This window comes from Actinomadura physcomitrii, assembly GCF_008923205.2.
In the GTDB taxonomy this organism is placed as follows: Bacteria; Actinomycetota; Actinomycetes; order Streptosporangiales; family Streptosporangiaceae; genus Spirillospora; species Spirillospora physcomitrii.
Genome location: NZ_WBMS02000007.1, coordinates 268,388 through 279,188, shown reverse-complemented (window position 1 = coordinate 279,188; position 10,801 = coordinate 268,388). Strand labels below are relative to the sequence as shown.

At 74.5% G+C, this 10,801-nt stretch carries 9 protein-coding genes and 2 tRNA genes; 10 read left to right on the top strand and 1 reads right to left on the bottom strand.

Annotated elements, in window-relative coordinates:
• From F8568_RS11785 to F8568_RS11765, 5 genes are all read left to right on the top strand, one after another.
• A partial coding sequence (locus tag F8568_RS11785) for an alpha-glucosidase C-terminal domain-containing protein (protein WP_202124808.1) occupies nucleotides 1-461 on the top strand: 461 nt, incomplete at its 5' end.
• 2 nt (nucleotides 462-463) lie between these two features.
• A complete protein-coding gene (locus tag F8568_RS11780; protein WP_151593557.1) occupies nucleotides 464-1,882 on the top strand; it encodes a maltokinase N-terminal cap-like domain-containing protein in 1,419 nt (472 codons plus the stop codon).
• Between the two features lie 141 nt (nucleotides 1,883-2,023).
• Nucleotides 2,024-3,130, top strand: a complete 1,107-nt coding sequence (locus F8568_RS49515) for a C40 family peptidase (RefSeq protein WP_328600825.1) — start codon at nucleotides 2,024-2,026, stop codon at nucleotides 3,128-3,130.
• Between the two features lie 137 nt (nucleotides 3,131-3,267).
• Complete coding sequence (locus tag F8568_RS11770) at nucleotides 3,268-4,254, top strand: aldo/keto reductase (RefSeq protein ID WP_151593556.1); 987 nt, start codon at nucleotides 3,268-3,270, stop codon at nucleotides 4,252-4,254.
• 181 nt (nucleotides 4,255-4,435) lie between these two features.
• On the top strand, nucleotides 4,436-5,284 hold the full coding sequence (locus F8568_RS11765; RefSeq protein ID WP_151593555.1) for an SAM-dependent methyltransferase: 849 nt from the start codon (nucleotides 4,436-4,438) through the stop codon (nucleotides 5,282-5,284).
• Between the two features lie 16 nt (nucleotides 5,285-5,300).
• On the opposite strand, the gene F8568_RS11760 is transcribed toward F8568_RS11765, so the two are convergent.
• Nucleotides 5,301-6,089, bottom strand: coding sequence for an SAM-dependent methyltransferase (locus F8568_RS11760; protein WP_151593554.1), 789 nt, complete (start codon nucleotides 6,087-6,089; stop codon nucleotides 5,301-5,303).
• A 292-nt stretch (nucleotides 6,090-6,381) separates the two neighbouring features.
• Between F8568_RS11760 and F8568_RS11755 the strand changes: the two genes are divergently transcribed.
• From F8568_RS11755 to F8568_RS48010, 5 genes are all read left to right on the top strand, one after another.
• A complete protein-coding gene (locus F8568_RS11755) occupies nucleotides 6,382-7,440 on the top strand; it encodes a rod shape-determining protein (RefSeq protein WP_151593553.1) in 1,059 nt (352 codons plus the stop codon).
• Nucleotides 7,441-7,483: 43 nt separating this feature from the next.
• A tRNA-Cys gene (locus F8568_RS11750) sits at nucleotides 7,484-7,554 on the top strand.
• A gap of 26 nt (nucleotides 7,555-7,580) precedes the next feature.
• The gene (locus F8568_RS50305; RefSeq protein ID WP_151593552.1) at nucleotides 7,581-9,233 is read left to right on the top strand and encodes an ankyrin repeat domain-containing protein; all 1,653 of its coding nucleotides are present in this window, start codon (nucleotides 7,581-7,583) and stop codon (nucleotides 9,231-9,233) included.
• Nucleotides 9,234-9,288: 55 nt separating this feature from the next.
• A tRNA-Ala gene (locus tag F8568_RS11740) sits at nucleotides 9,289-9,361 on the top strand.
• 35 nt (nucleotides 9,362-9,396) lie between these two features.
• Entirely contained in the window at nucleotides 9,397-10,800 is a 1,404-nt protein-coding gene (locus F8568_RS48010) for an SDR family NAD(P)-dependent oxidoreductase (protein WP_151593551.1), read from the top strand.
• The last annotated feature ends 1 nt before the right edge of the window (nucleotide 10,801 follow it).

Below are 10,801 nucleotides of genomic sequence, written 5' to 3'. Positions count from 1 at the left end.
CCGGATCCCTGCTGCACTGGACCCGCAAAATGATCGAGATCCGGCAGCGCCACCCCGTCTTCGGCGTCGGCAGCTACGTCGAACTGTCCGCCTCCAACCCCTCCGTCCTCGCCTTCACCCGCGAGATCGACGCGGCCGACGGGGACCGCTGGGGCGGCACCGACACGGTGCTGTGCGTGGCGAACCTGTCGCGCTTCCCGCAGCCGGTCGAGCTCGACATGCGGCGGTTCGAGGGCCACTCCCCCGTCGAGTGCATGGGCGGCGTGCAGTTCCCCGCCATCGGCGAGCTCCCCTACCTGCTCACCCTTCCCGGCCACGGGTTCTACTGGTTCCAGCTCACGCCACCGGATACTTCTCCCGCCGACCCGCCGGACGCCCCGTCCGCGACCGCGGACCCGGCGCACGACGCGAACGCGGGCGCGGCGGGCGAACCCGGCACCGGCGCGGAACGGGACGGCTGAAAGTGCTGCCACCCGAAGACGTCCTCACCCGGGACCTCGCGGAATGGCTGCCGCGGCAGCGGTGGTTCGGCGGCAAGGACAGCCCCATCGAGCACCTCGCGATCGGCACCGCCACCGAACTGCGGACCGGGGACCCGGGCCTGCACCACCTCGTCCTCGACGTCCGCCAGAACGGCGCCACCGAGCACTACCAGGTCCTCCTCGGCGTCCGCCGCGACCTGCCCGGACGCCTCGGTTACGCGCGGATCGGCCCGCCCGGGGGCGGCGCCGCGAAGCAGCAGACCTACGACGCCGCGCACGACCCGGACCTGACGCGGACCCTGCTGGAGCATCTCGCCTCAGGGGCGTCGGCCGGCCCGCTGCGCTTCCGGCACGTGCCCGGCGCCCGCATCCGGACGGACCTGACGAGCCTGCCCATCACGGCCGAGCAGAGCAACACCTCGCTGCTGTTCGGCGACGACTACATCTGCAAGCTGTTCCGGCGGCTGGGCGACGGCGTCAGCCTCGACCTGGAGGTCAACCTCGCGCTCACCCGCGCCGGCTGCGAGCACGTCCCCGCCGTGCACGGCTGGATCGAACTCGACCCCGGCGACGGCGGCGGCGAGCCCGTCACGCTCGCGCTGCTGTCGGACTACCTGCGCACGGGCGCGGACGGGTGGAGCCTGGCGATCGCGAGCGTCCGCGACTGGTTCGCGCACGCGACGCAGCCGGAGGACGACGAATGGGCGGAGCTGGACGCCAGCGCCGCCGGCGGCGACTTCGCCGCCGAGGCCGAACGGCTCGGCGCCGCCACCGCGGACGTGCACCGGGCGCTCGCGAACGCGTTCGGCGTGACGGTCGTGCCGGCGGACGAGGTCCGCGCGCTGGCCGCGCGGATGAACGGGGAGCTGACCGGGACGTGCCGCGCCGTGCCCGGCCTCGCCCCGCACGCCAAGGCGCTGACCGGCGCCTTCATCGATCTGGCCGCGCAGGCCGAGCCGCTGCCGGTGCAGCGCGTGCACGGCGACTACCACCTCGGGCAGGTGCTGCGCTCGGAGTCGGGCTGGTCGCTGCTGGACTTCGAGGGGGAGCCGGCCCGCACGCAGAGCGAGCGCCGCGCCCTGTCGCACCCGCTGCGCGACGTCGCGGGGATGCTGCGCTCGTTCGAGTACGCGGCGCGGTACCTCATCACCAGGTCCGGGACGGTGCCGCTGGAGTCGGGCGGCCATCTGGAGACGCGCGCGCACGCGTGGGCGGCCCGCAACCGGGCCGCGTTCTGCCGGGGCTACGCGGCGGCGGGCGGCGCCGACCCGGCCGCGCACGCGGTGCTGCTGCGCGCGTTCGAGTTCGAGAAGGCGGTGTACGAGGTGCGGTACGAGGCGCGGAACCGGCCGGCGTGGCTGCCGGTTCCGCTGAAGTCGCTCGCCCATCTGACCTCCTGATAAAAGACACCGAATTCCGGCATCAATTCCATTCCATGATCACGCAAAATCGGCCGGTTCTCCCCCATTCAAGGGCGGCCACCGGGTACCCGAGCTGTCGGCGGGATGATCAACTGACGAGGGAAAACGGGGAGCATGCCAATGTGCATCGCACATCGTTCACAGCGGGACGGCGCCGGCCGGACGGCCCGCACCGGCCGGTCCGCGCGCCATACCGGGCCGGCGGCCCGAAAACACCGGGCGATCGCCGTCGCCGTCACCGCGACGGCCGCGGGGTTCGCGCTGGCGGTCCCGATGAGCGCGCCGGCGAGCGCGCACCTCAACCCGACCGTGCTGAGGCGGCTCAACCTGGACGCCGCGACGCTGAGCAAGGTCAAGGCCTACGACCGGTACCGCACCGAGGTCGCCGAGCAGCGCAGCGACGCCCGGCGGGCGCTGGCGTTCGCGCGCGCGCAGATCGGCAAGCCGTACCGGTGGGGCGCGGCCGGGCCGTCCAGCTACGACTGCTCGGGCCTGGCGATGGCCGCCTGGCGCAGGGCGGGGGTGCGGCTGCCGCGGATCACCTACTCGCAGTACCGGTCGGTGAAGCGGAAGGTGGGGCTGCACGGGCTGAAGCCCGGCGACCTCGTCTTCTTCCACGGGCGAAGCCATGTCGGCATCTATGTCGGCCACGGCCGGTTCCTGCACGCGCCGCATACCGGTGCCCGGGTGCGGATCGACAAGCTGGGCCGGGCCCGAAAACGGCAGTTCGCCGGGGCGGTACGGCCCGGCGCTCCGGCGAAACAGAGTTTCTCCCCGTCCATCCGCGAACTCGTCGACAAGATAGACAGAATGGCGGCGCAGGATCGCGAGGCCCGGCGAAAGCCGCCAGATAAGCGGCGGACCCCCCATCTTCCGCCACCGGACGACAGGCCAGTCCAGCACCCAGGAAAGCCCCCGGCGAACACCCCCGCACATTCCGCGGCCCAGGCACCGCGAAGCGACGACGCGTCGAACCACATCAAGCCTGGCAGACCGGACAGAGATCCGGCCCCGCGGCCGAGGCACGTCAGGCCCGCCGCGCAACACCCGCACCACGCGGACGCGCACCACGCGCACCACGCGCACCCGCACCACACGAGACCTCACCACGCGAACCCACCGCACGGACGCGCCGGGGACGGCTCCCGGTCCGACTCCGACTGGCGGTCCTGGACACCGTTCGCGCACTCCGGGGCGATGACGGCGCCCGGCCACGTACCCGGCTGATCCCGGCCGCCCGCAGCACCATCGGTACCGCCCCGGCGCCGTCGGGGCGGTACCGCCCGCGTGCCGCCGTGGACGTCCGGACGTCATGGCGGCACGCCGGTTGATCTGGAGCGCACTCCAGGTGCTTGGCTTGGCCCATGAAGTACACGCAACTCGGCCGCACCGGCCTGAAGGTCAGCCGCCTCGTCCTCGGCACGATGAACTTCGGCCGCCACACCGAGGAGGCCGACGCCCACGCCATCATGGACTCCGCGCTCGACGCCGGCGTCAACTTCTTCGACACCGCGAACATCTACGGCGGCAAGGGCCGCACCGAGGAGATCATCGGCGCCTGGTTCGCCCAGGGCGGCGGGCGCCGGGAGAAGACCGTCCTCGCGACCAAGGTGTACGGCGACATGAGCCCCGAGGGCGACCCGTGGCCCAACCGGGACCGGCTCTCGGCGCTGAACATCCGCCGCGCGTGCGAGGCGTCGCTGAAGCGGCTCGGCACCGACCACATCGACCTGTACCAGTTCCACCACATCGACCGGACGACGCCGTGGGAGGAGATCTGGCAGGCCGTCGACGTCCTCGTCCAGCAGGGCAAGGTGCTGTACGCCGGGTCGTCGAACTTCCCCGGCTGGGGCATCGCGCGGGCGAACGAGGCGGCCGCGCGGCGCGGCTCGCTCGGCCTGGTCAGCGAGCAGTGCCTGTACAACCTGGTGGAGCGGCGCGCGGAGATGGAGGTGATCCCGGCGGCGCAGGCGTACGGTCTCGGCGTCGTCCCGTGGTCCCCGCTGCACGGCGGCATCCTGGGCGGCGTGCTGCGCAAGCAGAGCGAGGGCAGGACGGCCCGGTCCGGGTCGGGGCTGTGGGCGAAGATGCTGGAGGAGCCGGCGGAGCGCGCGCGGATCCAGGCGTACGAGGACCTCTGCGACAAGCACGGCGTCGAGGCCGGGGACGTCGGGCTCGCCTGGCTGCTGACGCGTCCCGGCGTCACCGGTCCGATCGTCGGTCCCCGCGTCCAGGACCAGTTCGACTCCGCGCTGCGCGCCGTCGAGCTGGAGCTGTCGGAGGAGTTCCTGGCGGCGCTGGAGGAGATCTTCCCCGGCCCGGGTCCCGCCCCGGAGGCCTTCGCCTGGTAGGACGGCGGACTCGGCGCCCGCGCCGGGCTCAGCGCGGCGCGGGGCCCGAGTCCGGCCGGGGCCGGCCGCGCCGGGCCGGGCCCGGCCGGAAGGCGGCGAACGATCAACGCGGGGCGGCGAAGCGGTATACCGTTTCCAACCGACACAGATCCCCACCTACTGCGCAGATGCGGAGCGGGCCGTGAACGACGACCAGCCCTCGATCGCCGACATCCCCAACGACGTGCCGACCTCGGCGCGCGCCTACGGGTGGCTGCTCGGCGGCAAGGACAACTACGAGGTCGACCGGCAGTTCATCCGGGGCCAGCTGGAGCACCACCCGGCCGGGCTGGACATCACCCGGCAGAACCGGCTGTTCCTCTACCGGGCCGTCCGCTACCTGACGGCCGAGGCCGGCATCCGGCAGTTCATCGACATGGGGTGCGGGCTGCCGACCGACGCCAACGTGCACCAGGTCGCCCGGCAGTTCGCGCCGGACGCCCGCGTCGTGTACGTCGACATCGACCCGATCGTGCTCGCGCACGGCCGCGCGCTGCTCGCCGGCGACGCGGCCACCACGGTGATCACCGCGGACATGCGCGACCAGGACGCCGTCCTGGAGCACGAGGACGTCAAGCGGCTCATCGACTTCTCCGAGCCGGTCGCGACGCTGTTCCTGTCCGTCGGCCACCACCTGCCGGACGCCGACGACCCGAAGCGGATCCTGCACGCCGTCATGGACCGAGCCGCGCCGGGCAGCCACCTGACGTTCTCGCAGGTCGCGTGCGACGACCCGGTGCGCAGCGCGGAGATGACCGCGCAGGTCACCGGCGCCGGCATCCCGTGGCAGACGCGGACGCCGGGCGAGATCGACGCGCTGCTCGCGGACTTCGACCCGGTCGAGCCGGGCCTGTGCAACCTGGTCGACTGGCGGCCGATGGACCTGCAGCCGCCGCTCGCGCCCGTCCCCGAGGAGCTGCGCAGGTACGAGGGCGCCTCGAAGCTGGACACCGGCATCTACGAGTACGGCGGCGTCGTCCGCAAGCGCTGACGCGCCCGCACCCGTCTCAGGGCTTGCGCGCCACTCCCCCGTAGGTCGTAACGGCCTGCGGGGGCCCGAACGGGCCGTCCTCCGGGCGCCACCGCGACACCGGCACCACGCCCGGCTCCAGCAGGTCGAGCCCGTCGAAGTAGCTCGCGATCCGCTCCGGCGACCGCAGGTGGTAGGGGACGGCGCCGGTGCCGGCGTACTGGTCGTGCGCCTGCGAGCGCTCCCGGCTGAGGTCGGTGCCGTCGCTGAGCACGAGGTGGCTGCCGGACGGCAGGCCCCGCATCAGCTCCGCCACGATCGAGCGCGGGTCCTCCTCGTCGGAGACGTGCCCCATGATGCCGAGCATCATCAGCGCCACCGGGCGGTCGAGGTCGAGCGTCGCCGCCGCGCGGCGCAGGATCCGCTCGGGGTCGCGGGCGTCGGCGTCGATGTAGTCGGTGGCGCCCTCGGGCGTGCTGGTGAGCAGCGCGCGGGCGTGCAGCAGGACGAGCGGGTCGTTGTCGACGTACACGATCCGCGCGTCCGGCGCGGCGCGCTGCGCGACCTCGTGGGTGTTGTCGACGGTGGGCAGGCCGGTGCCCACGTCGAGGAACTGGCGGATGCCGGCCTCGCCCGCCAGGTACCGGACGGTCCGCGCGAGGAAGTGCCGGACGGCCCGCGCGACGTCGGTCATGCCCGGATAGACCGTGAGGAACCGGTCGCCGGCCTCCCGGTCGACGGGGTAGTTGTCCTTGCCGCCGAGCCAGTAGTTCCAGATCCGCGCGGAGTGCGGAACGGTCGTGTCGATCCGGGGCTCTTCGCTCATGGGCGCCGTCTCCCGTCCGGGGGCTGTCGCGGTCAGCGGTCCGTCGTGATCAACGGTAGGCCGCCTTCCCCGGCGGCGCGACACCGTCCGCACATGATCTCTTGACGTCCGCTCGGCACTGGCGGCCGGGCGGGCGCGGGCCGCCGGCCGCCGTATCCGGAATTCCGGACCGCTGATCGCCGGGACGTTGCGATTCGCTTACCCGCCGATGGGCATCGCCGCAGGTCGGCAGGGCATCAGCACTCTGCGACCGCAGGGCGACAGCTGACAGGGCGACAGGGAAGGGGACGCGATGTGGGACTTCGCGGGCCGGGACACCGCCATCGACCTGGGGAGCGCGACGGTGCGGATGCATGTGCGGGACCGCGGGGTCGTCGCGCGCGAACCGTCGCTGCTGGCCCGCTGCCTGCACACCGGCAAGATCCTCGCGCTCGGCCTTCCCGCGCAGGAGATGGCCGGGCGCAACCCCGACGTGCGCCTCGTCCGGCCCATCCGCGAGGGCGCGCCCACCGAGACCGACGAGGCCGAGTACCTGATGCGCGCCCTTGTCCGCACCCACCACAAGCGCCGCTACACCGCGCGGCCGCGGCTGGTCGTGACGGTGCCGAGCGGCATGTCGTCGGTGCACTACCGGGCGCTGCAGTTCTCGGCGTTCCAGGCCGGCGCGCGCCGCCTCACCCTCGTGCCGACGCCGATCGCCGCCGCGGTCGGGATGGGGCTGACCTCCTCCGGGCGGCCGGAGATCGTGGTCGTCGCCGACATCGGCGCCGACATCACCGACATCGGCGTCATCTCCTTCGGCGGGCTGGTCACCTCGCACACCGCGCTGGTCGGCGGCTCGTCCCTGGACCGGGCGATCGTCGCGCTGGTCCGCCGCGAGCACAAGGTGCGGATCTCGCCGGCGAGCGCCGAGGCCGCGAAGCTGGAGGTCGGCGCGGTGCCGCCGATCGGCCGCCGCCCGCTGCGGCAGACCGTCGTGCACGGCCGCGACCTCACCACCGGCCTGCCGCGCGGGATCGTCCTCACCACCGCCGACGTGGCCCGCGCCATCGCCGCGCCGGTCGCGGAGATCGTCGCCGCGATCCAGCGGGGGCTGTCCGGCTGCGGGCCGGAGATCTCCGGGGAGCTGCTCGGCGTCGGCATCACCCTGACCGGCGGCACCGCCCGGCTGCCGGGCCTGGACCGGCTCATCCGGGAGCGCACCGGCCTGGCCGCGCGCATCGGCGACGACACCGGCGACGCCGCCGTCATCGGCGCGGCCGACGTGCTCCGCTCCGCCGGGTCGCAGGAGCCGCCGGCCCGCCGCAGCTCCCCGCGTCCGCACCTGCTCACCACCGTGCCCGAGCAGTGACGCCTCGTCCCGCCGCGCCGGGGCGGCTAGGCTGCCGCCCGGCAGGGCCGTAGCGCAGAGGTCGACGCACCGCCTGCACGGCGGAGGACGCCGGTTCGATTCCGGCCGGTCCTGCCCCTGATGCGGCGATGGGGGGACGGGTGGCGGACGACGCTCAGATCGTCCCGCCCGTGGTGCCCGTCGGATGGTACCGCGGCTATCTCCACGCCTGGCGGCGGACGCGCCGCCACCGGGTCCCCCGGTGGATGATCGAGCGGTCGGCCCGGCGCCGGCGGGCGGGCGACTGGCGCGGCGCCTGCGCCGCGGCGCACGTGGACGTCAGGTTCACGCTGGACGGCGTGGCGCGCGAGCACGGGTCCGCCGTGGCCCGCCGGCTCTCCGAGGATCTGCGGCACCTCGTGCCCGACCTGCTCCGCTGGCACCTGCCCCGCGGGTCCGGCGACCTGAGCGTCTTCGACGCGCATCTGCGATTCGTCCTCGCGCGGTACGGCGACGGCGGCCCGGTGCTCCAGGTGTTCGGCCCGCCGTCCCTGCGGGCGCCGCAACGGCTGCGGCTGGTGGTCTCCGCCGAGGCCGCCCGTTGGGCGCGCGACTGGACGGGCGCGCGCCGCCTGTTCGACGACCGGCACTGCGGCGAGCTGATCGACGACCTCGGCGGCGCCGGCCGCATCCCGTTCTTCCACGCCGACGGGACGCCGCTGGCCCCGGAGGACCGGCCCGTGTCCGATCCGGGCCCGGGCGACGCCGTGGCGCGCGCCGAATGGTCGATCCTGCGCTACGAGCGCGGCGACGTCGCCGGCGCCTTCTCCGCCGCGGGCTTCGACCTTCGGCCGCCGCCGGACCCGAACGGCCGGGACCGGTTCATGGACGGCGTCCGCGCGTACCTCGAACGGCCGCCGATGCTGGCCGGCCGGCTGGGCCGCCTGGTCACCGAGCGCGGCGGCGGCCCGGTCACCGTCGTCCTCGGAGCGCCGTACGACCCGAGCCGGACCGTGGCCGTGGAGGCGGGCGGCGGGCGCGCGCGCCCGCTGGTGCGACCGGGGGCGCGGGACGAGCTCCGGGACGCGCCGAAACCGGACCACTGGTGGATGCTCCCCGACGCCGACCTGCTGCTCACGGGGATGATCACCCCGGACGAACTGCATCCGCTGGTCCGGTCCGCGCTGTTCCCCGCAGCCGCGGGACCCGCCGGGCCGCCGGATCCGGAGCCGCCGGTGCCCGTACGGGTCCGCTGCCGGGGCGAGTGGCACGAGGTCCGCTGGTCCGGCGGCGCGCTGTCGGGGCCGCACACCGCGGAGGAGGACGGGCGCGAGCAGGCGCTGCGCGCGTTCGGCGGCGAGGTCTCCCGGTGCTTCGCGGTGCGGGAGGCGTGGCGGACGGGCCGCGGCCGGCTGCCGCGCGAGCTGCGGCGCCGGCGGAGCGAGCTGTTCCTGCGGGCGGTGCACGGCGACACTCCCGGCGTGCTCCAGCTGCTGGACGCGGGGATGGACCCCCATGCGCGCGACGGCGAGGGGCGCACGCTGCTGCACTTCCTGTACGCCATGGACCACCGCCTCGTCCTTCCCCGGCTGCTGGCGGCCGGGCTCGACGTCGACGCGCGCGACAGGTCGGGCCGGACACCGCTGTCCACGGCGGTCACCGAGCACGGCTCGGCGGACGCCGTCCGGGCCCTGCTGGAGGCCGGCGCGAGCAGGGACGCCGCGGCGGGCGCCATCGGCGCCCGGAGGACGTTCGCGCGGCTTGTCCGGGACCACGCGCGGACGGACCTCGAACCGCTGCTCGCCCGGTCGTGAAGATCGCCGAAATTCGGGTGGTTCGCCAGGATGGTTCCGTTACGCTGCCGGTGGTGGGGCTGTAGCGCAGTGGTCGGCGCACCAACCATGCAAGTTGGAGGACGCCGGTTCGAATCCGGCCAGCTCCACCCTTAGTCGTCTGACCGGGGGGCGAGGGAGTGCAGTGACGGCCGTTGCGCGAGCCGGGGAGCCGCGACCGCCGGTCGAGGACGAGGCGCCCCGCCCCGAGGAGGTCGAGGCCTGCCTCCGGCTGCTGGAGCGCGCGCGGGCCACCGATCCGGACGATCCGCGCTGGCGGGCCGTGCACGAGGCGGCGTCGCAACTGCACCGGTCCGGCAAGAAGGCGCGCAAAGCCGCCCGCAGGACGCGGCGGCGCGCCGAGGACCTCGACGCGATGGCCGCCGCCACCCGGTTCCAGGACCAGAACCCCGGCGCCGATCCCGAGCCCGCGCCGGCCGGGCCCGTGTCCGGGCGGGTGCTGTCGCGGGCGCGGACCTGCTACGTCTGCAAGGCGCCCTACCGGGACGTGCACCCCGACTACCACCTGATGTGCCCGCCGTGCGCGGCGGAGAACCTGGCGCGCCGGCACGCCCGCTGCGACCTGCGCGGGCGGCGCGCGCTGGTCACCGGCGGCCGGATCAAGATCGGCTTCCAGGTGGCGCTGAAGATGCTGCGGGACGGCGCGGAGGTGCTGGTCACCACCCGGTTCCCGCGCGACGCGGCGCGCCGGTTCGCGGCCGTGCCCGACTCCGCCGACTGGCTGCCGCGGCTGCACGTCCACGGCGTCGACCTGCTGGACCTGCCGGGCGTCGCGGGGCTGCTGGACGCGGTGCACGCCCGGTTCGACCACCTGGACGTCCTGGTGAACAACGCGGCGCAGACCGTCCGGCGGCCGCCCGCCTACCACCGCGAGGTCCGCGCGGCGGAGGCGCTGCCGCTGTCCGGCGCGGCGGCGCGCGTCGACATCGCCGAGGGCGGCCGGGCCGAGCTCGAGGCGGGCCCGGCGGCGGCGCTCGCGGTGCGGGACGACGCGCTGTTCCCCGCGGGGCTCACCGACGAGACCGGGCAGCCCCTCGACCTGCGCGACCGCAACAGCTGGACGCTGCGGCTGCACGAGGTCGACCCGGCCGAGTGGCTGGAGGTCCAGATGGTGAACGCGTTCGCGCCGTTCCTGCTGACCTCGCGGCTGCGCGGGCTGCTGGAGGCGTCGCCGTTCCCCGACCGGTACGTGGTGCAGGTGTCGGCGATGGAGGGCAGCTTCTCCCGCGAGCACAAGACCGTCCGCCACCCGCACACGAACATGGCGAAGGCGGCGCTCAACATGATGACCCGCACGTCCGCCGCCGACTACGCGGCGGCGGGCGTCCACATGACCAGCGTGGACACCGGCTGGGTGACCGACGAGCGGCCGCACCCCGGCAAGCTCGCGCAGTTCGCCGCCGGGTTCCGGCCGCCGCTGGACGTGATCGACGGCGCGGCCCGGGTGTACGACCCGGTCGTGCGGGGCGTCGGCGGCGAGCGGCTGTCCGGCGTGTTCCTGAAGGACTACCGACCGGTGGAGTGGTGAA